This is a genomic window from Romboutsia sp. (assembly GCF_056995035.1).
Genome location: NZ_JBXKIW010000083.1, coordinates 106,825 through 132,792, shown reverse-complemented (window position 1 = coordinate 132,792; position 25,968 = coordinate 106,825). Strand labels below are relative to the sequence as shown.

Sequence of the window (25,968 nt, the reverse complement as noted above, 5' to 3'; positions counted from 1 at the left end):
TACTTATCCCTCCTTTAATACAGATATAAATTTATCGAATATATAAGATGAATCTTCAGGTCCCGGTGAACCTTCTGGATGAAATTGTACTGAAAATACAGGAAGATATTTATGCTTCATTCCTTCTACTGTATCATCATTTAAGTTTATATGGGTAACTATCATACCTTTATCTTTTATACTTCCTGGATCTACTGTATAACCATGGTTTTGAGAAGTAATATATGATTTATCTCTTTCTATATCATAAACTCCATGATTTCCTCCTCTATGACCATATTTCATTTTATAAGTATCTCCGTCAACTGCTAATGCGAGTATTTGGTGACCTAAACATATTCCCAAAATAGGTATCTTTGGTATAAGTTTTTTAGCTGTTTCTATAGCCTCTTTTACTTCTTTGGGGTCTCCAGGCCCATTACTTAATAAAACTCCACTAGGATTTATGTTCATTATGTCTTCAAATGAAGCACTATATGGGAATATAGTTATATCGCACCCTTTAATTTTTAAGTTATTGATAATATTAGCTTTTACGCCGAAATCTACCAAAGCTACTTTAGGTCCATCACCAGGTATATGGGTTACTTCTTTAGTACTAACATCTTTCATCCAATCATCTTTTATTTCATATTTTAAAAGCTCTTTTACCTCATCTATAGATAAACCTTCATTAGATATTACACATTTTAAAACTCCGCTATTTCTAATTTTTTTAGTTATACTTCTTGTATCAACACCGTAAATTCCTACTATGTCCATACTCTTTAGCATTTCATTAATACTATTTTCACTCATGTAATTTGAAGGATTTGTAGATATATTTTTCACAATAAACCCTTTAGCATGTATTTTTGATGATTCGTTTTCAACTTTATTTACTCCATAATTTCCTATAAGTGGATACGTCATATTTATTATTTGTCCAGCATAAGAGGGATCTGTAAGTATTTCTTGATATCCCGTCATAGATGTATTAAATATAAGTTCCCCAAAAGTTGTTCCAACCTTCCCTAATCCTTTTCCTTCATATATACTTCCGTCTTCTAAATATAAAATTGCTTTCATTATTAATCACCTCTTTTTATATTAATCACATAATTCATATAAAACTTTATCTAGTATATCTAAACCTTTATCTATTTCTTCCTTAGTAATATTTAAAGCTGGTACTACCCTAACTACATCCTCCCCTGCACCTACTAATAAAAGCCCTTTTTCAAGACATTTGTTAATTACCTTGTTTTTGTCCGTTTCTAGTTTAATTCCAAGCATTAAGCCCATGCCGTGAATTTTACTTATAACATTATATTTATTTTTTAATTCTGAGACCTTATTTATAATGTATTCACTTTTTTCATTTACTTCATTTACTACACCTTTATCCATCAATTCTTCTAAAATTGCCAATGCTACTGAACACCCAAGAGGATTTCCACCAAAAGTGCTACCATGATCACCGGGAACAAATGCACTAGCTGCTTTTTGTGTTGCAACTACAGCTCCAATAGGAAAACCTCCACCTAATCCTTTTGCCATACATATTATATCTGGAATAACATCAAATTTTTTATATGCAAATAAGCTCCCAGTTCTACCCATACCACACTGTATTTCATCAAATATTAAAAGAGTATCGTACTTTTTACATAAATCTTTTATTTCTTTTAAAAAATCTATTTGTGCAACTACTATTCCGCCCTCACCTTGTATAGGTTCAACTATAACAGCACAAGTATTTTCATTTATTTTATTTTTTATATCTTCTATGTTATTGAATTTTGCACTTTTTACGCCTTCCATAAGTGGCATAAAATCTTTTTGATATTTCTCCTGACCTGTAACAGCAAGTGATCCGAGTGTTCTTCCATGAAAAGAATTTTCCATATATATTATTTCATTTTTTTGATCTCCTCCATTTTGTTTGCCATATTTTCTAGCTAACTTTAAAGCTGCTTCTACTGCTTCTGCACCACTATTACAGAAAAATACTTTATCGTGATCACTATAATCACATAATTTTTTAGCAACTTCTAATTGCTTTGTATTCCAATATAAATTTGATACATGCATTAAATTACTACTTTGATCATTTATAGCTTTTATTATAGCTGGATGCGAATGGCCTAAACAATTTACTGCAACTCCTGAAACGAAATCAATATATGCTTTTCCATTTATATCATAAATCTTACTACCTAATCCTTTTTCAAGGACTATATCAAATCTTGAGTAAGTATTCATTAAACTATCTTTTGACATTTATCTACACCCCCTTAAATATTTCCAATAGTAGCAACCATTACTGCTTTAATTGTATGCATTCTATTTTCAGCTTCATCAAATACAACTGAATATTTAGATTTAAATACCTCGTCTGTAACTTCCATTTCTTTAATTCCAAATCTTTCATATACTTCTTTACTCACATCTGTATTTAAGTCATGATATGCTGGTAGACAGTGCATAAATATAACATTTGTATTTTCAGTTTTATTTATCATATCCATATTTACTTGATATGGAATTAATGATTTTATTCTTTCTTCAAATTTATCTTCTTCACCCATAGATACCCAAACATCTGTGTATATTACATCAGCATCTTTAACTTCGCTTATATCTTCAGTCAAAGTTATTGTAGCTCCAGTTTCTTTTGCAACTTCTTTCATTTCATGTACTAATTCCTCACATGGCCATAGTGATTTTGGCGCTAGAGCAACAAAATTCATTCCCATCTTAGATGCACCTATTAATAAAGAATTACCCATATTGTTTCTAGCATCTCCAGCATAAACAAACTTAACTTCGTTGAGAGGTTTATTTACATGCTCCATAATTGTTAAAAAATCAGCTAATATTTGTGTCGGATGATACATATCTGTTAAACCATTCCATACAGAAACACCAGCATTTTGTGCTAAAATCTCAACAGTTTCTTGTTTAAAGCCTCTAAACTCTATACCATCATAAAATCTTCCTAGAACCTTAGCTGTATCTTCTATTGATTCTTTTTTTCCCATTTGGCTATCATTAGATCCTAAAAAAGTAACATGACCACCTTCATCTAATGCTGCAACTTCAAATGAACATCTAGTTCTTGTAGAAGTTTTTTCAAATAGTAAAACTATGTTTTTGTTCTCCAGTAACTTTCCCTTTATTCCTGCTCTTTTCTTAGCTTTTAAGTCCTTCGATAAATCTAAAAGATATCTTATTTCCTGTGGAGTAAAATCTTTTAGTGTTAGAAAACTTCTTCCCTTTAAATTAATTGGCATTTTCCTTTCCTCCTTCTATCATTGTACCTATTCCTTTATTTGTAAATATTTCTAGTAATAAACTGTGTTCTTTTCTTCCATCTATCAAATGGATATTTTTTGTTCCACTTTCTATAGCATTAATGCAACACTCAATTTTTGGTATCATACCACCTTTAATAATTCCCAACTTGATATAATCTCTCGCTTTATCTACGGTTATATGTGATATAAAAGTTGACTCATCATTCAAATCCGCATATATTCCTTTTACATCTGTTAAAAGAATTAACTTTTCTGATTTTAAGTTCGCGCTTACAGCTGATGCAACATAATCAGCATTAACATTATATACATTTCCTGCTAAATCGCATCCAATAGGAGATATTACAGGTAAGTACTCTTTTTCAAGCAAATCTAATAATAATTTTTTGTTTATATTTGTAACTTTTCCTACATATCCAATATCTATCTTTTCACTACCTTCAAGAATATATTTTTTCTTAGATTGAATTAGATTTCCATCTCTTCCACTAATACCAATGGCATCTATACCATGCATACATAATTTTGAAGTTATGTCTTTATTTACTTTTGATGATAATATCATCTCTACTGCTTCCATAGTGTCCTTATCCGTTACCCTTAACCCTTTGATAAATTGACTTTCTATATCTAATTTATTTAAAAACTTTGAAATATCTGGCCCTCCACCATGTACAATTACTATGTCTATTCCTACAAGTTTTAGCAAAACAACATCTTCTATAAATGCTTTTTTAGAATTTTCATTTTCCACTATACTTCCACCGTATTTTATTACAAAGGTTTCGCCCTTAAATTTTTTAATATATGGCAAAGCTTCCATAAGTATCGATATTTTTTCACAATTCATTGATTTCCCCTCCTTAATTATCTCTCTTCTGTTTTGTATTTTTATACAAAAAAATCTCATCTCTTAAAATAAAGAGACGAGATTTATCCCGCGTTACCACTCTTGTTAGTATACAGTTTACACCAATAAATGAATTTGCTTATACTTAATACGAAATTTACATATTTATATCATAAAAATACATATTTTTTTGTATTAAAAAAACTCCCATCTCTTGAAAAATCAAGAGACGAGAGTTATCCCGCGTTACCACACTTATTGGTATAAAAAATTTATACCCACTCTATCCCTTTAACGGGGGAATCCGTATTTTCCTACTTAGTTTCAGAAAATCTCCTCTAGGGCTCTCTTCAATATAGCTATATTACTAGACTCACACCAACTCTAGCTCGCTGAAACAGTCGCAATATTTACTTTCCCTTTCACTGGATTTACCACTTTATTGTATTGATATGTACTATACCAAAATATTTTTAACATTACAATATATTTTTTAAACTTTTTCAAATTTTATTTTATTCGAGAGTTAATTATTTTTGTATTGATACGTATCATATCAAATTTTTTTTAATGTTACAATATATTTTTTAATTTTTTTTTCAAAAAATATTTTCTGCCTAATATTTACATTCCTCTCAAATTAACTATTTTCAAAACTTTCAGTCTAATTTATACTTAAATATTTAATTGAAAAAATATTTTAGGTATTGCAAATTATGAATCAGTTTTGTATAATTTGCATTAAAATACTTTCAAACAATTAAAACCTAAATTGTTAAAAGGGGTGATATAGTGATTAAAGTAGGTGTGATAGGATCTACCGGATATGCAGGTCAACAATTAGTTTGGCTTTTACATAGACATCCTGATGTTAGAATCTCTTTTTTATCTTCTAACAGTTATGTTGGTAGTTCATTTTCTAAAGTTTATGGTAATTACTCTAAGAATTTAGAGATGTTATGTATAAACATGGAAGAAGCAGAAAATAGACTTAATGAAATTGATATTCTTTTTATTGCTTTACCTCATGGTAAATCTTTTAATATCGTTAAAAAATCTTTGAATTTAGGAATAAAAGTTGTAGATTTAGGAGCTGACTTTAGACTTAAAGATGAAAATGCTTATAAACAATGGTATCACCTTGACCATGAAGCAGTTGATTTATTACCAAATTCTGTGTATGGATTACCTGAGATAAATAGAGATGTTATTAAAAACTCTAATTTAATAGCTAATCCAGGTTGTTATCCAACTGCAAGTATATTAGCATTAATTCCTTTATTGAAAAATAATCTTATTGAAAAATCATCTATAATCATAGATGCTAAGTCAGGAGTGTCTGGCGCTGGTAGAACTTTAAATGTTTCTACCCTTTATGGAGAATGTAATGAATCAATAAAAGCATATGCTATATCTTCTCATAGGCATACCCCTGAAATAGAACAAGCATTATCCCAGGTTGCTAATGAAGATATTTATTTATCATTTACACCTCATCTAGTTCCAATGAACAGAGGTATATTAGCAACGTGTTATGCTAATTTAGTAAACGATATTTCCGAAGAAGAATTACATGAATTATACAGCTCCTTTTATAAAAATGAGCATTTTGTAAGAATTATCAAAAATCTCCCAGAAACAAAATGGGTTAAAGGTTCAAATATATGTGATATTAGTATAAGAGTTGATAAGAGAACAAAAAAAGTAATAGTAGTATCAACAATAGATAACTTAATAAAGGGAGCTGCAGGACAAGCAGTTCAAAATATGAATATTATGTTTGGCATAAATGAAAATATGGGATTAGATTTATTATCTATGTTCCCATAAATATATATAATACAATCCTATGATAGGAAGAGTAGATATAGCAATTGTTTCAGCGAGCTAGAGTTGGTGTGAGCCTAGCAACATAACTATATTGAAAAGAGCCCTAGAGGAGATTTTCTGAAACTAAGTAGGAAAATACGAATTCCACCGTTAAATGGATAAAGTGGGTATAACTTTTTTGTACCAATAAGTGTGGTAACGCGGGATAACTCTCGTCTCTTGATTTTTCAAGAGACGGGAGTTTTTTTATTAAAAATATTAAATTATATATTTTAAGATATAATCTAAAAAAAGTTATATCTTATTACAAAAGAAGGGGTAATTATTATGAAAATATTAGAAAACAAAACTATTACAGATGTTCCTTATTTTAAGGCAATAGGTATTCATTGTGGTGTAAAGAAAAAAAGAAAAGACCTATGTATATTATACAGCGAAAAGAAAGCTGTAGCTGCCGGTACTTTTACTACAAATAAAGTTAAAGCAGCACCAGTCATTTTAAATATTGAAAACATAAAATCATGCAATACACAGGCTATAGTAGTTAATAGTGGAAATGCTAATGCTTGCACCGGTGATGAAGGATTAAATAATGCTTATACTATGGCTAAAACTGCAGCTGATTGTTTAGGATTATCTCCTAAAGAAGTATTAATAGGGTCTACTGGAATAATAGGTGTCCCTCTTCCTATGGATATTATTATTCCTGGAATAAAAAAAGCATGTGATTCATTGTCATATACAGGCGGAGAATCTGCAGCTGAAGCTATAATGACTACAGATACTTTTACTAAAAAAATAACAGTTTCAATAGAAATAGATGGAAAAAATATATTAATAAGCGGTATTTCAAAAGGCTCTGGAATGATACATCCCAACATGGCTACTATGCTAAGTTTTGTAGTTAGCGATGTGAATATATCTAAAGAAATGCTTTCTAAAGCATTAAAAGATAGCGTTGAAGATTCATATAATATGATATCTGTTGATGGAGATACTAGTACTAACGATATGGTTATAGTTATGGCAAATGGTTCAGCTCAAAACTCTTTAATAGATAATGAAAATAGTGACTTTATTAAATTTAAAGAAGCTTTGGATTTTGTAAATAAAGAACTTGCTAAAATGATTGCCATGGATGGTGAAGGTGCTACAAAATTAATTGAAGTTTCTTTGTACAATGCAAAAACTGCGAAGGATGCTAAATTATGTGCTAAATCAGTTATTTCATCGAGTTTAGTAAAATCAGCATTCTTTGGAAGCGATGCCAACTGGGGAAGAATTCTTTGCGCCTTAGGTTATTCAGATGGAGAATTTTCTCCTGAAGCAATAGATATATCCTTTAAAAATAATGTTGGGATAGTTCAACTTGTTAAAAATGGTAAAGGACTTTGTTTTAATGAAGAATTAGCTAAAGATATATTGGACCAAAAGAATATAAATATAACAATAGATTTAAAAGATGGTGTACATAGTGCAACAGCTTGGGGTTGTGACTTAACCTACGATTATGTAAAAATAAATGGTGCTTATAGATCATAAAAAAATAAGTAAAGGAATTTTCCTTTACTTATCAATTTATATTTTAATTATAAACTTATATTTTTAAATTCTAAATATCCATTCATTCTTAATTTACAAGCTGGACATTCTCCACATCCACTACCTTTAATTCCATTATAACAAGTTAATGTTTCTTCCTTGATTACTTCAAGTACTCCTAAATCGTCTGCCATTTTCCAAGTCTCTGCTTTATTAATCCACATTAGAGGAGTATGAATTTCAAATTGATAATCCATAGATAAATTCAATGTTACATTTAAAGATTTTATAAACACATCTCTACAATCAGGATATCCACTAAAATCACTTTCTGATACTCCTGTTATTATATGATTTATTTCTCTTTGCTTAGCAAATATTGCTACAAACGATAAAAACAATAAATTTCTTCCATCTACAAAAGAATTTGGAAGTTTATCACTATGGACCTCTTTATCAACTACTATATCTTGTCTAGTTAATGAATTCGGTGCTAATTGATTTAATAGGTTTAAATCTAAAATATGATGTTCTACATTGTATTTTTTACAAATATCCTTTGCACATTCAAGCTCTAGCTTATGTTTTTGGTTATAATCAAAAGATAGCGCTATAACCTCTTTAAACTTTTTCTTTGCCCAAAATAAACAAGTTGTACTATCTTGTCCACCACTAAAAACAACAATTGCCTTATCTTTATTCATAAAACAACACCATCCATTTCATTATTATTTATATAACATCATTAATTTATTATTTAAAATTACATCAGTATTAAATCTTCCTCTTAATGTAGTAGTTATTGTTTTAGAATTAGCTTTTTTGATTCCTCTAGTAGTCATACAACCATGTTCACCTTCTATAATAACAGCAACATCCGCTGAATCGGTTATTTTCTCCATAACTTCAGCTATATCTGTTCCTATTCTTTCTTGTAGTTGAAGTCTTCGTCCTACCATATCAGCTATTCTTGCAATTTTACTTAAACCAATAACTTTTTTATTAGGTACATAAGCTATTGATACCTTCATATTGTACATTAATGCTAAATGATGTTCACAATGACTAAAAATTTCAATATCTTTTATAAACACAATATCATTACTATTTTCAGATACACATAAATCATCTTCAAATGTTGTATTAAACAGATCTGCAATCTCATCATTTGTATAACACATTCCATTAAATACTTCTTCATACATGTTAGCTACACGTTTAGGTGTATCCTTTAAACCTTCTCTATCTGGATTTTCTCCTAAAGCTATTAATATTCCTCTTATATGCTTTTCAATTTCTTCTTTGTTAATTTTTTTCATATTAACTATACCCCCTTTTTATTAGGGTCCCAAATAACCTTATGAAGTTGTATTTGAAGTGTAGCTCCATTCATTTTGTTATTTTTCATAAACTCTACAATATCATTCATATCAACTTCACCAAATACAGGACTGATATATACGTTAGTTGTATTTATCAAATTATATTTATCAATTATATATTTAGTTCTCTCTAAATCTTTACTACTTACTACAAACTTAACAGTATCATTTTTTGTTAAATAGTTAAAATTATTTACTCTCATCTTATCTTCCATATTACTAAATGAAAGTTTATAATCCATTGTGAACTTCGGTCTATTTTTTTCTATTTTAGTAAACCTCTCTATATCAACACTTCCATTTGTTTCTATCTCTATTGATATATCTTCGTCTTTACATAAAAAGCTCAGTAATTCCATCATTCCTTCTTGAATTAAAGGTTCTCCACCAGTTAAAGTTATATTTTTAACTTCGCTAGATTTTATATAATTATATATATCTTCTTTAGTCATTAGCTCATAAGTTGCATTCTCTTCATTTGCCCATCTTGTATCACAATAACTACAATCTAAATTACAGCCTTTAAATCTTATAAATATTGCAAGTTGTCCGGATAAATAACCTTCACCATTAATACTAATAAATTTTTCAACTACTTTATATTTCAAACTACTTCACCTCACTTTGTTCATATACAGCACTATTAGTAGGTGTTTCATATACAGTCGCTCTTTTTACGTTATAACCTTTTTCTTTCATACAATTAAAGAAAAAGGCCGCAAAATTTTCTGCCGTCGGTCTAAACTTAACTTCTATTAATCTAAATCCATCTTCTATAAGACAATTTGAAGTTTCTTTTCTCATAGTTTTTTCTTGTATAATTAATTAATGATCATAAAAATCAATCATGTCTTTAACATCTCTTTTTAAATCACCAAAATCTATTACCATTCCATCAAGTTGTCCGCCATTTACTAACGTTTCTGATTGAACCTCAATTTGTACCCTCCATCTATGTCCATGAATATTAGCACATTTACCTTCATAGCCTGAAAGAAAATGCGCACTATCAAAACTATGTTCTGCCTTTAATATATACATATATATTCCTCCTAAATTTATATCGTAAAATTCTTTGCATAGAAACAGCATCCTATTGCCCCATTAAACTGAGTATCCTCAACAAAAACTATCTCATCATAATCATTTTTAAGATACTGCTTTATTCCAATGTTATTAGCAACACCACCAGTTAAAACTAACTTTCTTCCTTTAAACTTTGTTAAAAGTGGTTTTAATCTTTTATATAAAGAATAATTAACTCCTGCATATAAGCGTTCTACACTAATTCCTTCAGCTATCTTTCCAATAAGCTCTGATTCAGAGAATACTGCACATGTTGAATTAAGCTCTACAGGATTTTCATAATATTTACTCATTTCATCTAAAGATACTTCTAATACATTTGCCATATTTTCTAAATACCTACCACAAGAAGCAGCACATTTTTCATTCAACTCTAAATCTGTAACAATTCCCTTTTCAACCTTAACTACTTTAACATCTTGTCCACCTACATCTAAAAGAATAAAATCCTTTAGTCCAGTTTGATAAAAACCACCATAAACATGAGCTTTTATTTCATTTATTGCCGTAAATTTATTAAGATCTGTATTATTTCTACCATATCCTGTTGATACAGCCCTATCAATATTATCTATATTAAGTTTATTTAAATCTACAATAATCTTTCCATCAAAACTACAATAATCTCTATAAAAAGACATTGTACTTATTTTTTGCTTTTTAATTATCTTATCGTCTTCCATTACTACAATTTTAACTTCTCTACTACCAAGGTCTATTCCTAATGTTCTCATATAAGCCCTCCTTTTAAATCCGGCAACATATCAAGAAAAGCTTCTAATCTAAGTTTAGTTCTGGCATCTAATGTATTTATTTTATCTCCTTCAATATTTAGAATAGGAACGTCTAATTTTTGCTTTAAAACAATATCCTCAACCGCTTTATGACAAAAAGCTTGAGTATAGTGAACTATACCATCGAGATTTCTCTCTCTTATTTGCTTTTTTAATTCAATAATTCTAAAATTAATATCATAAGGATAGGTATAATCATAATACTGTTCATATATATTTATTGCTTTATCATATCTTGGAAAAGCAAACTCTCTTTGAACCTCATTGTATACAATTTTAGCATCAAACAGCTCTACAAATTCATATAGATCTCCAGTCATAGGAGGAACTCCAATATATCCTAATCTAATTTTTTTCTCATCAGGCTTTCTTTTTCTAATATTTGAGATAATATTTTTAAGCTCATCTTCAAAATTATCTACATCACCATTAAAATCACTTAAACTTACCTGGTATAAATGATTTTCAAATCCATTCGCTTTATTATCTATATATGTTAGCTTATCAATTTCTTTTGATAAATTTCTTATTGTACTTAACCTATTTCTTACATTTTCAACATCTTTAATTTCCACACCAAAAACATTCATAAATTTATTTATTTCATTTTCTACATCTTCTATTTTATGACTGTGAGGAAATGAAAATGGATAAACCTTAATACCTCTTAACTGAAGTACCTCTATAAGTACTTTTGTATTAGAACAGTCACCTTCCATTACTCCAACTATCTCTTTAATATCATTCTCTACACAAGCTCCATATATTCCTTTTATCCATGCACATAAACTTTTTGGAAATCCATCTCTTTCAGCTATATCTATATATCTTGAATAATCTTTAGAAGTTATAAAAAGATTATTTAAGTCTATTGGTTTATATCCTGCCGCTAATAAAACTTCTACAGGAACGGTAGTAGTTAAACCTATTTTTTTCATCATAATATCCTCCTTAGATTATTAAAAAGGACACAAAAAAAGGGCACAACTGCCCTATAAACAAAAAACCTACCCAAAATGGTAGTATATCCTAGTTTTGTTTATAGACAGGATGGTATACGAACTGTCTCATTTTGTTGTCGAAGATAAGTATAACATACATTTCTAACCTTTTCAATGATGTTTAATTCACCCTTCAATTTCTGCTACTTTAGTCCATTTTAAGTACTTTATGATTCTAAATTTACAACCCTAAAAACAACAGTAATAGATTTTCCAATACCGTTGTGGATTTCAACGGTGGAGACGAACATTACAAAATCCCTCTCCACCTTATAATTACTATTTAATATCTTCAGGAACTTCTAAAGTTATTCTCCCTATCTTACCTTCTCTAAACTCATTTAAAACAGTAGTAGCTATACGAGTATAATCAGGTTCTTTTTTACCTATTATAAATCCTCTTTTAGACCCTATCATTTCCATAGTCTCTATATCTGTTTCACCTAAAGTTTCTAACTTATATCTAGCTTTTAATTTTTCAGGTTCTATAACCATAAGTTTTGCGATAAGTCTTAATGCTAAGGTTTCTACATCTAATACTTCATCTTTTATAGCTCTAGTAAATGCTAAGTTAAGAGCAACTTCTTGGTCTTCAAATTTAGGCCAAAGTATACCTGGAGTATCTAATAACTCTAAGTTTCCTTTTAGTCTTACCCATTGCTTTCCTTTAGTTACGCCTGGTTTGTCTCCTGTTGCAGTACTTCTTCTACCAGTTAACTTATTTATAATAGAAGACTTCCCTACGTTAGGAACCCCCACTATCATTATTCTTATCGCTCTTTCTTTTCTACCTCTTGCTATTAATGCATCCATCTTATCCTTAACTGCATCCTTACATTCATCTACTATCTTGTTTAAGCCTACACCTTTCATAGTGTCCATAGGTATAGCTTTTATTCCACGCTCTTTATAATATTTTATCCATCTATCTAATTTTGCTCTATCTGATAAATCACTTTTATTTAATATAACCACTCTAGGCTTATCTCCTGCAAGTTTATCTATATCTGGATTCTTACTACTAAATGGTATTCTAGAATCTAAAAGTTCTACTACAACGTCTACTAATTTCAAGTTATCTCTAACTAATTCCTTAGTTTTCTTCATGTGTCCTGGGTACCAATTTATATGTAAATCATCGTCCACAAGATACTCATCATAATTAACTCTCATGTTATCTCCTCTTGCCATGATTCTCACTCCTTCATTCATACTAATTCGCTCATTTTATTTCAACTTATCTATTATACCATAATATCATTTTTAATGCTTGTCTTATATTTTCATATCCTTTTATTGATATTATTTCTATAATATTTATATTTTAAACCTTTTGTATTATCATTCCCATCTTGAAATAATTTGATTAATAGTTTTGTAAGTAGTTACTGCTAACGGACAATTCAAAAATATAACACTATCTCAATTATAGAGAATTATTTAAAAATACATCTAGATATAAATTTCCACTACTTACTAAAATTATAGATGTAAACTATAACCTTTCTGTTCAAGTTCATCCTAATGATGAGTATGCAAGTGTTAACGAAAATAGAGAACTCGGCAAAACAGAGTATTAGCATATAATAAATTGCGACGATGATGTTGAAATATTTTTTCTCACATATAACTTATTCAAACAAAAAATATACTAAAATTTAGTATATTTTTTATTTGAATAAATGATTGTACTAAAAAGGACTGATAAAATCAGTCCTTTCAATTTATAGTAAAGTTTAATTATCTAGCAACTCTTAATTCTTTTATCTTAGCTGCTTTACCAACTCTACCTCTTAAGTAAGTTAATTTAGCTCTTCTTACTTTACCTTTTCTAGTTACTTCTATCTTGTCTATTCTTGGAGAGTGAACTGGGAAAGTTCTTTCTACCCCAACATTGAAAGATATTTTTCTAACAGTGAAAGTTTCTTTTATCCCTCCACCTTGTCTCTTTAATACAAATCCTTCGAATATTTGTATTCTTTCTCTCTTACCTTCAACTATTTTAACGTGTACTTTTACAGTGTCCCCAGGTCCAAAGTTAGGTACTTCGCTCTTTACTTGCTCTTGCTCTAATGATCTTAATAATTCGTTCATTTTTATTCCTCCTAGTATCATAGACATTCTTAATTACCTCATTTGTGTAAAAAGAGGAGTGCCCGTTTATTTTTTCAACATTTAAAATTATACTATATTTCTTATTTATTTACAAGCTTTTTTATACAAATCCGGTCTTCTTTCTTTAGTAATTCTAATAGATTCGTCATTTCTCCACTTATCTATATTCTTATGATTCCCAGATAACAAAACATCCGGAACTTCTAAATCCATAAATTCCCTAGGTCTTGTATAATGTGGATATTCCAATAAATTATCTTTAAAAGATTCTTCTTCAAATGACTCATTTTGATTTAATACACCAGGTATAAGTCTTGATATAGAATCTATTAATATTAGCGCTGGAAGTTCTCCACCTGTTAATACATAATCTCCTATAGATATTTCGTCCGTTATAATTAAATCTATAATTCTTTGGTCTACACCTTCATAGTGTCCACATAAAAAAATTATATCATCTAATTCAGAAAATTCTTCTGCTATACTTTGATTATGTACTTTTCCTTTAGGAGTTAAGTAAATAACTCTAGGTTCTTTTATATTATGTGTATCTATAATATGTTTATATGTGTCATATATAGGTTGAGGAGTCATTACCATACCAGCTCCTCCTCCAAATGGATAATCGTCTACTTTTTTATGCCTATTAATAGAAAAGTCTCTAATATTATATATACATACTTCTATTTTTTCTTTTTCCACAGCTCTTTTCATTATACTTTCATTCATATAGGAGTTAAATATATCTGGAAAGAGGGTCATTATATGAAATCTCATATTGTCTCCTAGTCTAACATTCCCTTAATAGGGTCTATTATCATTTTTCTTTCTTTCATGTCTATAGTAGGAACAAACTTCATTATAGCTGGTATCAGATACTCTTTATCTTCTTGTCCTTTTACAACATATACATCATTAGCTGCATATTGAAGAACTTCATCTAATACTCCTATATGCTCTCCGTCTATTGTGTATACCTCTATGCCTATCATGTCAGATATAAAGAATTCGCCTTCTTCTAAATCTCTACTTTCTTCTCTTGATACGTACATAAATTTATTCTTTAATTTTTCAGCATCTTCTACAATATCTATGCCTTTTATTTTCATTATTACCATATTACCTTTATATCTAATTTTTTCTACTTCCCACTTAGTTTCAAGATCTTTACCTAAGTAAAAAGTTTCTAAATCATCAAATCTATCTATTTCATCCGTATAAGTATATACTCTTACTTCGCCTTTTAAACCTTGAGTACTAACTATTTGTCCTATTTTAAAGTGTGTTAGTTTATTCATTAATACTTCTCCTTACGCTTTGAATTAATCTTACTTTGTGTATAAATGATATTTTTTATTCTTTGTGATTATATACAAAAAGGATTAGGTATATACCTAATCCTTCTATACTATCTCAAGAGAAACTTTAACATTTTCTCTATTTGCAGCAGATTTTACGACAGTTCTTATAGCTTTAGCTATTCTGCCCTGCTTACCGATAACCTTCCCCATGTCATCTTGAGAAACTTTAAGTTTTAAGATTATTTCATCTTTTTCCTTTGTTTCTTCAACTATTACAGCTTCAGGATCATCAACTAGAGCTTTAGCTATATCTAACACTAGCTCTTTCATATACTCATCTCCTACTTTTAAAAAAATTATTTTTTAGAAGCTTCGAATTTTTCCATAACTCCGTTATTAACTAATAAAGATTTTACAGTATCAGTTGGTTGAGCACCGTTTGATAACCACTTTACAGCTTTCTCATCGTTTATTTTAACTTGCTTTGGTTGAGAAATTGGATTGTAGAATCCTATTTCTTCTATGAACTTTCCATCTCTTGGAGATCTTGAATCCGCTACTACTATTCTGTAGAAAGGTTTTTTGTTTGATCCCATTCTTTTTAATCTTATTTTAACTGCCATTACAGTCACCTCCGAAAATTTTGTCTATTATTTATTTAAAGAAAGGAAGTCCGGCAAAACCGCCCCTTTTCTTCATACTTTTTTGTGAGCCTGTAAACATCTTCATCATTTTCTTCATCTCGTTGAATTGTTTTATCAGCCTGTTTACGTCTTGGACACTAGTTCCACTACCTCTAGCTATTCTTTTCTTTCTAGAAGCATTTAATATGCCTGGGTTTCTTCTTTCTTCTACTGTCATAGATTGTACAATGGCTTTAGTTCTTTTCATTTCTTTACCATTTAAATCTACATCACCAAGTTGGTCTTTTATATTCCCCATACCTGGCATCATTCCTAGTATTTTATCAAGAGGACCCATATTTTGAATTTGTTCCATTTGTTGTAAGAAGTCTTCAAAATCAAGATCTTGTTTCTTAATTTTTTGTTCCAACTCCCTAGCTTTATCCAAATCCATACTTTCTTGTGCTTTTTCTATTAAGCTTAGGATATCTCCCATGCCTAATATTCTAGATGCCATTCTGTCTGGGTGGAAAGGTTCTAAATCATCTAATTTTTCCCCCATACCTATAAACTTTATAGGCTTTTGTGTTACAGCTCTTATTGAAAGTGCTGCCCCACCTCTAGTATCTCCATCTAGCTTAGTTAATACTACTCCATCTACACCAAGAGCTTCATTGAAGCTTTCTGCTACATTAACTGCATCTTGACCTGTCATAGAATCTACAACTAAAAGTATTTCATGAGGTCTAACTTCACTTTTGATTGATTTTAATTCACCCATTAAATTTTCATCTATATGAAGTCTACCTGCTGTATCTATAATAACTAAGTCATTATTATTTTTTAATGCATGACTTAATCCTGCTTTTGCTATATTAACTGGACTTTCTTTATCACCCATGTTGAATACTGGTATATCTAACTTTTCTCCAACTACTTGTAACTGCTTTATAGCCGCTGGTCTATAAACGTCACAGGCAACAAGTAAAGGTCTTTTTCCTTGTTTTTTAAAGTATCCTCCAAGTTTACCAGATGTTGTAGTCTTTCCTGCCCCTTGAAGTCCGACCATCATTATTACTGTTGGTGGCTTAGAAGATATCATGACTTTACTAGATACATCACCCATTAAGCTTGTAAGTTCTTCATTTACTATTTTAATGACGTATTGCCCAGGAGTTAAACTTTCCATAACTTCTTGTCCAACACATCTTTCTTGAACTTTTTTTATAAAATCTTTAACTACTTTAAAGTTAACGTCTGCTTCTAAAAGAGCAAGTTTAACTTCTCTCATAGCATCTTTTACATCTTTTTCAGTAAGTTTGCCTTTAGACTTTAACTTACTAAGTGCTCCTTGTAGTTTATCAGATAATCCTTCAAATATCATTTTAACATCTCCCTACATATATCTTCTATATTTTCTAGCTTAGGGATTAAATTAGCACAATCTCTATTTTGCAATAAATTTTGTTTAATGTCAACAATTTTATCTACTATATTTTTGACGAATTTTTCTTGTTCTTGAAATCTGTATAATAAATTCAATTTATTGTCATAATCTTTAAGTATTTTCTCTGAACGTTTTAATGTATCATAAACACCTTGTCTAGATACATTCAAATTTTCGCTGATTTCACCTAAAGAATAATCTTCTTCATAATATAATGAAACTATTTCTTTTTGCTTTTCAGTTAATAATTCTTTGTATTGTTCAAATAATAATCCAATCTCAACCATTTTTTCTATATTCATTTGCTACACTTCCCAGTGACATACTGTAAAGGTTATTTACTTTACACATTGTATTTTATATCATATAGATCATCTTGTCAATAAATTAATTCAATTAGTTTCTAACTCGTTTATAGTATGTTGTTAACATTTTATTTTCAAATGCTAATTACTTCCCAAATAAAGCATCAGAAAATGCTTTTGCATCAAAATCTTGTAAATCTTCTACTTTTTCTCCTACTCCTATAAGCTTAACAGGAACATCAACTTCACTCTTAACCGCAATTACAACTCCACCTTTGGCAGTACCATCAAGTTTAGTTAAAACTATACCAGTTATATCTGCTACTTCCTTAAATGTTTTAGCTTGAACTACTGCATTTTGACCAGTTGTTGCATCCACTACTAATAATACTTCTCTTTTTGCTTCAGGGAATTCTCTATCTACTATTTTAAATACTTTTCCAAGTTCATTCATAAGATTAGCTTTATTATGTAATCTACCTGCAGTATCACAAATTAATAAATCTACATTTCTAGCCTTAGCAGCTTTAACAGCATCAAATATTACTGCTCCAGGATCTGCTCCTTCTTGGTGCTTTATTATATCAACATTACTTCTTTGTGCCCATACTTCTAATTGTTCTATAGCTGCAGCTCTAAATGTATCTCCTGCTGCGATTAATACTTTCTTTCCTTCTTGTCTATATCTATTAGCTAACTTACCTATTGTAGTAGTTTTTCCTACTCCATTTACACCTATCATAAGTATTATAGTTGGAGAATGTGTAACATCTAGTGTTGAGTTTTCATTGGTTAATATTTCTTCTACTATTGCTTTAAGTTCCACTCTTACATCCATTGGATTTGTAATACCCTTTTGTTTTATCTTATTTCTAAGTTGCTCTACTATATTCATAGTGGTATTTACACCAACATCTGCAGTTATTAGTATTTCTTCTAATTCTTCTAATAATTCTTCATCTACTTTTGTATATGATTTTAATACATCATCTATTCTATCTGTTATTCCTTGTTTAGCTTTTGTTAATCCTTGCTTTAATCTGTCAAATAGACTAGCTTTCTTTCCAGCTTCTTCTATTGGTTTTTCTACCACTTCTTGATTATCTATTGCTTCTTCATTTTCTGTAATTTCTTCATTCCCTTTTACTTCAATTATTTCTTCTTCGCTATTATCAAGTTTTTCTATATTTTCTTGTTTTTCAATAATATCTTCATTAACCAATTCTTCTATTTCAGCTTCCTCTTGTTTCTTATCTAATTCAACTAAATCTTCTTCTACTATTTCCTTGATGTTTTCTTCTATAACTTCTTCTTTTTGTTCTTCTACCATTTCTTCTATTTGTTCATTGTCAGAAGATATATTTTCCTTTTGATCTTCAACTTCAGAAACTTCATCTACTGTAAGGTTTTCTTTATTCTGAGTATCTTCTTCATTACTTTCAACTTCATTTAATTTTACTTCTTCTTCAATTTCTTTATTTTCTTCTTTTTTCTTACCAAATTTAAATAATTTTTTAAACACTTATTTGCCTCCTAAGTTTAATGCGACATTTATTTTTTATTGTATATGTAATTTATTAGCAAGTAGAATTTTTTCTACTTGCTAATAAATTTAAATTATGTCTGCTATATCTTGTGCTTCATCTAATTTTAAGCTTAAAACTTTAGATATTGCTTTTTCTTGCATAGTTACACCATATATATAATCTGATGCTTCCATAGTACCTCTTCTATGGGTTACAGATATAAATTGAGTATCTTTAGATAATTCTTTTAAGAATTCTCCAAACCTAAATATATTTGCATCATCTAATGGAGCTTCTATCTCATCTAATATACAAAATGGTGTTGGCTTCGCTAATAGTATCGAGAAAAGTATACTTATTGCTGTAAGAGCTTTTTCTCCTCCTGATAATAGATTTAAGTTCTTCATTTTTTTACCTGGTGGTTGAGCTGTTATTTCAATATCACTTTCTAGTATATTTTGCTTATCTAAAATAGTAAGTTCTCCGTAACCACCACCAAATAGTCTCTTATATACATATTTAAAATTTTCATTTATTTCATTAAATTTAACTATAAATTCAGATTTCATATTTTCCTCTAAATCTGATATAAGTTTTTCTATAGCTTCTATTGATTCCTCTAAATCTTGCTTTTGTTCACTATAAAAATCATACCTTTCTTTTACTTCTTCATATTCTTTTATAGAGTCCATATTTATGTTACCAAGACTTACTATTTCTCTTTTTAAACCTTCTAACAACTTCTTATCTATGTCTATAGTATCATCTTTAATTTCTATAGCTTGTTCTACTGTGATTTCATACTTTTCAAACAGTTTGTTAGTATAAGTTTCTTGAGTAGATTTAAATCTTTCCAATTTTCCTTGAATTTTAAATAAACTCTCTTTTAAATGTAGGTATTGTCTATCTGTAGTTTTTAATTCTCTATTTAAGCCTTCTAATTTTTGCTTTAAATCTTCTTTAGAAATTTTTTTATTTTCTAGGTTTTTACCATTATCTCCTAATTGTTTATTTAAATTTATTTTTTCTGTTTCTTCTATAATTATTTCTTCCTCTAGTTTAGAAGTTTCTACTTCTTGATTTTTCAAAGCTTCTTCTATATAATTTGATTTTTCTTTTAATTCTATATTTTCTTTATTAATTCTTTTTAAATCAGTTAATATATTTTCATATATTTGGTTATATTTTACTAATTCTAGGTTTAATTCGTCATATTTTAGCTTATCACTTTCATAAATACCATTTGATTCTTTATACTCTATGCTTAATTTTTCTATTTTTTCTTTATTTTGCTTATGCTTATTATCAAGCTCTAGTATATCTTTTTTAACTATATTTGTTTTTTCTAGTGTATATTTCAAGTTATAATCTAAACCTTGTTTTTCATTATCTAATTTATCAATATTAATTTGTAAAGATTGCATCTCTGCTTCTACTCTATTTATATGAGAGCTTTCAATTATTACAGTTTTATCAAGTTCTTTTATATCTTGATTTAACTGATTTATACTATTTCGTGTTACACTCATATTTTGGTTACATTCTTCTTTTTTATTTATTAATAATGTAATTTCTTTTTTAATCTCTTGAATTTTTTCAGAGTATTCACTTATAAGTCTTTTTCTAGATAGTATATTCCCATTAGTTCTAAAACTTCCCCCTGTTAAAGAACCTCCCGGATTTAATATCTCTCCATCTAATGTAACAACTTTATATTTATGATTTGTTTCCTTTGCAAATTTAATACCATCATCTATATTATCAATTACTATAGTTCTTCCAAGTATATTTTCAATTATATTTCTATACTTTTCATCATAAGATATTAAATCACTCGCCACACCTATAAATTTAGTATTAGACCTAATGTTTCTTACATCTATTTTATTAGATTTGATAATATTTAAAGGCAAGAAGGTTACTCTTCCTAAATTATTTTTCTTTAAATAATCTATAGCAAATTTAGCACTACTTTCATCACTCGTAATTATATTTTGCATGTATGCACCAAGTGCTGATTCTATTGCCTTTTCATACTTAGCATTCACACCTACAACCTGTCCTAATGCTCCATGTATACCTTGTAAGTTTTTATTCTTAAGAACTTCTTTTACGCCTTTATTGAAGCCTTCATTATGATTTTCCATTTCAATGTAAATACTAATCTTAGAGTTATAGTCGTTTAAACTATATTTATTATCTTGAACCTTTTTCTCTAATTCATTATTTATCATAATTAAATCATTTAAATTTTTATTTATTTCGATTTCTTTAATCTTCAACTTAACTAATTCTTCTTTTTTAGCTTCAAATTTAGACTTAGCTTCATTTAAATCTATATTTTTCCTACCTAGTTCATTATTTATTTCTTTTATATCCAAATCTATATTTTCTGTTCTAGAATTTATATTTTCCGTATTGGCAGTAAGAGTAGATAATTTACTACTAGCTTCTTGCTTTTTATTTAAAAGACTTATTATATCATCCTTTAAATTTTCTACATTGTTATTTATATCCTCAATTTTATCTTTTTTATCGCTATTTAATTCATCTAATGAACTTATCTTTTCTTCTAAACTATTTAATTTATCTTTATTTTCGACTTTTTTAACTTCTAAATCATTTATGATTTCATTGTTATTACTTAATTTTTCTTTTATTTCACTTAATTCTTTATAATTTCTTTCTATCTCATTTTTATGATTTTTTATTCTTTCATTGATAATATTTACTTGAGACTCTTTTTGAGATATTACTGATTTAATGCTATTTATGTAATCTTGAGCTTTATTAATACTTTCATCCATGTCTTCTATTTCTTTATTCGTATCATTAAAGCTTTTTTCTATGAGTAATTTTTGTTTTTCTATTTCATTAGATTGATTCTCTAATAATTGACTATGCTTATTTACTTCATCTAATTCTCTTTCTAATTCTTCTATTTCTCTTATATAGCTATTTACTTCCATAGTTTTTAACTTGTCACTAATTTCTATATATTTGTTAGCTTTTTCTTGCTGATTAAAAAGTGGCTTTAATTGGTTTTCAATTTCCACATAAATATCATTTATTCTCTCTAAGTTTTCCTTTGTATTTTTTAGATTTCTTTCAGCTTCTTGCTTCTTATATCTAAATTTAGATATCCCACAAGCTTCATCAAATACCTTTCTCCTATTTACAGGGTTATTACTAAGTATTTCATCAACTTTACCTTGCTCTATAATTGAATATCCATCTTTACCAATACCTGTATCTAATAGTATTTCTTTTATATCTTTAAGTCTACAACCTTTATTATTTAAGAAAAATGCACTTTCTCCATTTCTATAGGCTCTTCTTTTTATAGTGACTTCATTAAAGTCTAACTCTAATTTATTATCTGAATTATCTATTGTAAGAGCGACTTCGCAATAATTCATTGGTTTTTTAGTGTCAGTTCCTGCAAATATTACATCTTCGAGTTTGTCTCCTCTAAGACTTTTTATACTTTGCTCCCCTAAAACCCATCTAACAGCATCTGATATATTACTCTTACCACTACCATTAGGACCTACTATAGCCGTTATCCCTTCCTTAAATACGATATCCGTCTTTGTAGGAAAGGATTTAAATCCTTTTAATTCTAATCTTTTTAAATACAATTCTATCTCTCCCTTCAATGCTAAAACTAAAGGTTGTAAATGTTATATAAAGTTGCATAGATTTCCTTAAAATCAGTCTTAACTATTTTGTCATTATCTAATACAATTTCTAATTTATCTATATCAATATGTTCTTCTTGTGTTTTTAAATTTACACTTAACTCATTTTTCATATAAACACTATTACACTTTTTGTTTCCTATTATTTTAGATACATTTTTTTTATTTGTTTTTATTAATATATTACTTGTAACTTTATTTTCTATAACAATATGTTTTAAATAATCCTTTATCATCTCACCTTCAACTAATTCTCTAAATGCTGGATGATATGGACCATCAACTACTGCTTTTCCTAATTGTATATCTTCAGTAGCTTGTAGCCCTACTCTTATTACATTTATATTATTAACATAAAATAAAGCTAAAAGTTTCTTTACTATTTCTATACTTTCTTGTAGTGAAAATGGATTATATTCTTTTCTACTTAGTAAATCTTCTAAACCAGTTTCTTTAACTACTAATGTAGGATATATTCTTACACAGTCAGGATTTAGTTCTATAAATTTTCTAGCTGTATTTATACATTTTTCCTCTGTATCTGATGGTAATCCAACCATCATTTGAAGTCCTAACTGTATTTTATTTTCTTTTATTAGTTTAGAGCTCACAAATACTTCATTTGCTTGATGTCCTCTTATACTATCTCGTAAAACATCTTCATCAAGAGATTGTACTCCTAGTTCAATTATGCTAACTTTATATTCTTTTAACATAGAAAGTATCTCTTGGTTTATACAGTCAGGTCTTGTTGACATTCTAATATCATGTACAACACCCTTATCTACATATTCTTTTGCAATAGATAATAAACTTTTTTGTATATCTACATCTATTGCTGTAAAACTACCACCAAAAAATGCAATCTCAACAACAGCATCTTTATCTATTGTCGTCAAATATTCATCAACAATATTTCTTACATCATCACTTGTCATATCTGTACTTACACCTGTGATTTTTTTTTGATTACAAAATATACAATCATGAGGACATCCTCTATGTGGTACAAATATTGGAATTATTCTTTTTTTCATTTAACATCATCCTTTTGATAATATTTATTAATGTTATTTATACTATATCTTTTAATGCTATTCTTGCAGCTACTTGTTCTGCTTCCTTTTTACTTTTACCTTCTCCTACTCCTAATACTTCTTCATTTATACCAACTTGCATAACAAATCTTTTATTATGATCTGGACCTTTTTCTTGCACTAATCTGTACCATATATTGCTTTCGCCTTTTCCTTGTAACACTTCTTGAAGATGTGTTTTGTAATCTCTAAATATTTTTCCTTTTCTAGAGTCACATATTATATTTTCCATATAGCTTAGTATGAATTTTCTAGCACTTTCTAAACCGCCATCTAGGTATATAGCTGCTATAACTGCTTCAAATGCATCTGCAAGAATTGATATCCTTTGTCTTCCTCCAGTTGCTTCCTCTCCTTTACCTAATAGCATATGTTCACCAAGGCTTATTTCAATAGCTGCATCACTTAATGACTCTTCGCATACTATATTTGCTCTTAATTTAGTTAACTCCCCTTCTGGAAGATTAGTTTCTTTTTTAAATAGGTATTCACTCACTACTATACTTAAGACCGAGTCACCTAAAAATTCAAATCTCTCATTAAAATCATATTCTTTATTTTCGTTAGAATATGAACTATGAGTAAGCGCTTCTAATATATATTCTCTATTTTCAAATTTATAATCTATTATATTTTCAAATTCATCTATTATATCTGATATTGTTTTATTTATTTTCATACTACTACCTCCGAGTTAATTATCTCTAGATTATAGTGTACTATTTTTCTAGAAGTATTGCAAAATAAAATTAGTTTTATTCATGTCCTCCTCGATGTGGCTTAAAAATACGTTATAGTAATGTCGCTTATGCTATGACTTAAAATTTAGTTATAGAAAAGCCTATGAGATTTATATCTCATAGGCCTCTATTATTTATTTAATTTTCATCTAAATCATCACAACAATCTATACACATACTATCATCATCGTCATCCGCTGATAATATAATTGCTTGGCAATTTGGGCAAACTACATCAACTTCATCATCATATAGTAACTCTTCGTCTACTTCAACTAAATCTGCACAATTGGGACATTCCATTTCTATGAAGGTAAGTTCTTCATCTTCCTCATCATCTTCATCTTCATCTTCATATAGATCGTCTTCTACATCTGATAAATCTTCATCAATAGATTCTACATATTCTACTAAATCAGCTTGTTCTTCATCTAACTCTACTATCGCATCTGCAAAACTTTCTAAGACATCTACTATCTTGTGGATTATTTTTCCTTCTTTGGTTTCAGTGCTTATCTCTAATCCTTCAGCTAATCCTTTTAGGTATGCAACCTCTTCATATAAGTATTTCATAGATACCCCTCTCTTTCTTTTGTATATAAATTAAAAGCCCATACATCTTTATTATTAAGATATACAAGCTTTTTATACATAAATTCTTAAACTCTTGATAAATAATCTCCAGTTCTAGTGTCTATCTTTATTTTATCGCCTTGATTTATGAATAAAGGAACTTGAACAATTGCTCCAGTTTCAACTGTAGCTGCTTTAGTTACATTATTTGCTGTATCACCTTTTATTCCTGGCTCTGTTTCTACAACTTCTAATTCTGCAAAGTTTGGAGCTTCAACTTGGAAAGCTTTCCCCTGGTAGAATCTTATTGTAGCAACTTCATTTTCTTTTAAGAACTTTATAGCTTCTTCAACTTGAACATAGTTTAAAGGCACTTGATCAAATGTTTCTTCATCCATAAAGTAGTATAATTCTCCATCACTGTATAAATATTGCATTTGTCTTGTATCTATGTGAGCTTTAGGGAATTTATCACTTGGATTAAAAGCTTCTTCTCTTATTGCTCCACTTTTTAAGTTTCTGTACTTAGTTCTTACGAACGCTGCACCTTTCCCTGGCTTAACGTGTTGAAAATCAACTATTAAACATGGGTGTCCATCTTTTTCAAATGTTACGCCTTTTCTAAAATCACTTGCTGATACCATTTTTGTCCCTCCATATAAAAATAATTTTATGTTATTATTCTTTGGCAATACTCACGATTAAATCATTCATATTATATCTTATAATTAAAACTTCAATTTTAATCTGAGTCAA

General features: G+C 28.8%; 25 protein-coding genes, 2 pseudogenes and 2 other annotated features. Of the genes and pseudogenes, 3 read left to right on the top strand and 24 right to left on the bottom strand.

Going from position 1 to position 25,968, the window contains the following annotated elements; genetic code table 11:
- Positions 1–3: 3 nt before the first annotated feature.
- The 4 genes from carA to argB are packed head-to-tail and all read right to left on the bottom strand — an operon-like array spanning position 4 to position 4,149.
- Positions 4–1,068, bottom strand: a complete 1,065-nt coding sequence (carA, locus tag AC11VW_RS13695) for a glutamine-hydrolyzing carbamoyl-phosphate synthase small subunit (RefSeq protein WP_484301984.1) — start codon at positions 1,066–1,068, stop codon at positions 4–6.
- Positions 1,069–1,089: 21 nt separating this feature from the next.
- Complete coding sequence (locus tag AC11VW_RS13690) at positions 1,090–2,262, bottom strand: aspartate aminotransferase family protein (RefSeq protein WP_484301983.1); 1,173 nt, start codon at positions 2,260–2,262, stop codon at positions 1,090–1,092.
- Between the two features lie 14 nt (positions 2,263–2,276).
- On the bottom strand, positions 2,277–3,275 hold the full coding sequence (argF, locus tag AC11VW_RS13685; protein ID WP_484301982.1) for an ornithine carbamoyltransferase: 999 nt from the start codon (positions 3,273–3,275) through the stop codon (positions 2,277–2,279).
- Positions 3,265–4,149, bottom strand: coding sequence for an acetylglutamate kinase (gene argB / locus AC11VW_RS13680; protein ID WP_484301981.1), 885 nt, complete (start codon positions 4,147–4,149; stop codon positions 3,265–3,267). Before argB ends, argF begins: the two co-directional genes overlap by 11 nt.
- Positions 4,150–4,371: 222 nt before the next feature.
- Positions 4,372–4,584 (bottom strand) — a binding site (T-box leader).
- Positions 4,585–4,941: 357 nt separating this feature from the next.
- On the opposite strand from argB, the gene argC reads away from it, so the two are divergent.
- Both argC and argJ read left to right on the top strand, forming a co-directional pair.
- Positions 4,942–5,979, top strand: a complete 1,038-nt coding sequence (gene argC, locus AC11VW_RS13675; RefSeq protein WP_484301980.1) for an N-acetyl-gamma-glutamyl-phosphate reductase — start codon at positions 4,942–4,944, stop codon at positions 5,977–5,979.
- A 10-nt stretch (positions 5,980–5,989) separates the two neighbouring features.
- Positions 5,990–6,202, top strand: a binding site (T-box leader).
- 104 nt (positions 6,203–6,306) lie between these two features.
- Positions 6,307–7,521 (top strand): bifunctional glutamate N-acetyltransferase/amino-acid acetyltransferase ArgJ, encoded by a 1,215-nt coding sequence (argJ, locus tag AC11VW_RS13670; protein ID WP_484301979.1) that lies wholly within the window; start codon positions 6,307–6,309, stop codon positions 7,519–7,521.
- Between the two features lie 47 nt (positions 7,522–7,568).
- Here the strand turns inward: argJ and queC are convergent, their stop codons facing one another.
- From queC to ylqF, 7 genes and pseudogenes are all read right to left on the bottom strand, one after another.
- Positions 7,569–8,225 (bottom strand): 7-cyano-7-deazaguanine synthase QueC, encoded by a 657-nt coding sequence (gene queC / locus AC11VW_RS13665; RefSeq protein ID WP_484301978.1) that lies wholly within the window; start codon positions 8,223–8,225, stop codon positions 7,569–7,571.
- Positions 8,226–8,249: 24 nt separating this feature from the next.
- Positions 8,250–8,840 (bottom strand): GTP cyclohydrolase I FolE, encoded by a 591-nt coding sequence (gene folE / locus AC11VW_RS13660; RefSeq protein ID WP_484301977.1) that lies wholly within the window; start codon positions 8,838–8,840, stop codon positions 8,250–8,252.
- A 5-nt stretch (positions 8,841–8,845) separates the two neighbouring features.
- Complete coding sequence (gene queE / locus AC11VW_RS13655; RefSeq protein WP_484301976.1) at positions 8,846–9,511, bottom strand: putative 7-carboxy-7-deazaguanine synthase QueE; 666 nt, start codon at positions 9,509–9,511, stop codon at positions 8,846–8,848.
- A gap of 1 nt (position 9,512) precedes the next feature.
- Positions 9,513–9,944, bottom strand: a pseudogene (queD, locus tag AC11VW_RS13650) (6-carboxytetrahydropterin synthase QueD).
- 17 nt (positions 9,945–9,961) lie between these two features.
- Entirely contained in the window at positions 9,962–10,723 is a 762-nt protein-coding gene (locus AC11VW_RS13645) for an acyl-CoA dehydratase activase (RefSeq protein ID WP_484301975.1), read from the bottom strand.
- Complete coding sequence (locus AC11VW_RS13640) at positions 10,720–11,724, bottom strand: 2-hydroxyacyl-CoA dehydratase family protein (RefSeq protein ID WP_484301974.1); 1,005 nt, start codon at positions 11,722–11,724, stop codon at positions 10,720–10,722. Before AC11VW_RS13640 ends, AC11VW_RS13645 begins: the two co-directional genes overlap by 4 nt.
- Before the next feature lie 339 nt (positions 11,725–12,063).
- Complete coding sequence (gene ylqF, locus AC11VW_RS13635; protein ID WP_484302011.1) at positions 12,064–12,957, bottom strand: ribosome biogenesis GTPase YlqF; 894 nt, start codon at positions 12,955–12,957, stop codon at positions 12,064–12,066.
- Positions 12,958–13,223: 266 nt separating this feature from the next.
- Here ylqF and AC11VW_RS13630 point away from each other — a divergent pair.
- Positions 13,224–13,364: pseudogene (locus tag AC11VW_RS13630) on the top strand (type I phosphomannose isomerase catalytic subunit); the annotation flags it as partial.
- 160 nt (positions 13,365–13,524) lie between these two features.
- On the opposite strand, the gene rplS reads toward AC11VW_RS13630, so the two are convergent.
- The 13 genes from rplS to efp all read right to left on the bottom strand — a co-directional run bounded on the left by rplS (position 13,525) and on the right by efp (position 25,856).
- Positions 13,525–13,878 (bottom strand): 50S ribosomal protein L19, encoded by a 354-nt coding sequence (gene rplS / locus AC11VW_RS13625; protein ID WP_484301973.1) that lies wholly within the window; start codon positions 13,876–13,878, stop codon positions 13,525–13,527.
- 105 nt (positions 13,879–13,983) lie between these two features.
- On the bottom strand, positions 13,984–14,676 hold the full coding sequence (gene trmD / locus AC11VW_RS13620; RefSeq protein ID WP_484301972.1) for a tRNA (guanosine(37)-N1)-methyltransferase TrmD: 693 nt from the start codon (positions 14,674–14,676) through the stop codon (positions 13,984–13,986).
- An 8-nt stretch (positions 14,677–14,684) separates the two neighbouring features.
- On the bottom strand, positions 14,685–15,197 hold the full coding sequence (rimM, locus tag AC11VW_RS13615) for a ribosome maturation factor RimM (RefSeq protein ID WP_484301971.1): 513 nt from the start codon (positions 15,195–15,197) through the stop codon (positions 14,685–14,687).
- Between the two features lie 105 nt (positions 15,198–15,302).
- Positions 15,303–15,530 (bottom strand): KH domain-containing protein, encoded by a 228-nt coding sequence (locus tag AC11VW_RS13610; protein WP_484301970.1) that lies wholly within the window; start codon positions 15,528–15,530, stop codon positions 15,303–15,305.
- A gap of 26 nt (positions 15,531–15,556) precedes the next feature.
- The gene (gene rpsP / locus AC11VW_RS13605; protein ID WP_484301969.1) at positions 15,557–15,823 is read right to left on the bottom strand and encodes a 30S ribosomal protein S16; all 267 of its coding nucleotides are present in this window, start codon (positions 15,821–15,823) and stop codon (positions 15,557–15,559) included.
- A 31-nt stretch (positions 15,824–15,854) separates the two neighbouring features.
- Entirely contained in the window at positions 15,855–17,207 is a 1,353-nt protein-coding gene (gene ffh / locus AC11VW_RS13600) for a signal recognition particle protein (RefSeq protein WP_484301968.1), read from the bottom strand.
- On the bottom strand, positions 17,204–17,572 hold the full coding sequence (locus AC11VW_RS13595) for a putative DNA-binding protein (RefSeq protein WP_484301967.1): 369 nt from the start codon (positions 17,570–17,572) through the stop codon (positions 17,204–17,206). Before AC11VW_RS13595 ends, ffh begins: the two co-directional genes overlap by 4 nt.
- A 148-nt stretch (positions 17,573–17,720) precedes the next feature.
- Positions 17,721–19,097 (bottom strand): signal recognition particle-docking protein FtsY, encoded by a 1,377-nt coding sequence (gene ftsY, locus AC11VW_RS13590; protein ID WP_484301966.1) that lies wholly within the window; start codon positions 19,095–19,097, stop codon positions 17,721–17,723.
- A gap of 90 nt (positions 19,098–19,187) precedes the next feature.
- Positions 19,188–22,742, bottom strand: a complete 3,555-nt coding sequence (gene smc, locus AC11VW_RS13585) for a chromosome segregation protein SMC (protein WP_484301965.1) — start codon at positions 22,740–22,742, stop codon at positions 19,188–19,190.
- A 26-nt stretch (positions 22,743–22,768) separates the two neighbouring features.
- On the bottom strand, positions 22,769–23,839 hold the full coding sequence (locus tag AC11VW_RS13580) for an elongator complex protein 3 (protein ID WP_484301964.1): 1,071 nt from the start codon (positions 23,837–23,839) through the stop codon (positions 22,769–22,771).
- A 37-nt stretch (positions 23,840–23,876) separates the two neighbouring features.
- The gene (gene rnc / locus AC11VW_RS13575) at positions 23,877–24,578 is read right to left on the bottom strand and encodes a ribonuclease III (protein WP_484301963.1); all 702 of its coding nucleotides are present in this window, start codon (positions 24,576–24,578) and stop codon (positions 23,877–23,879) included.
- A gap of 199 nt (positions 24,579–24,777) precedes the next feature.
- Positions 24,778–25,212: a CD1247 N-terminal domain-containing protein gene (locus AC11VW_RS13570; protein ID WP_484301962.1), complete on the bottom strand. Its 435-nt coding sequence runs from the start codon at positions 25,210–25,212 to the stop codon at positions 24,778–24,780.
- A gap of 86 nt (positions 25,213–25,298) precedes the next feature.
- Positions 25,299–25,856, bottom strand: a complete 558-nt coding sequence (efp, locus tag AC11VW_RS13565; protein ID WP_484301961.1) for an elongation factor P — start codon at positions 25,854–25,856, stop codon at positions 25,299–25,301.
- Between the last annotated feature and the right edge of the window lie 112 nt (positions 25,857–25,968).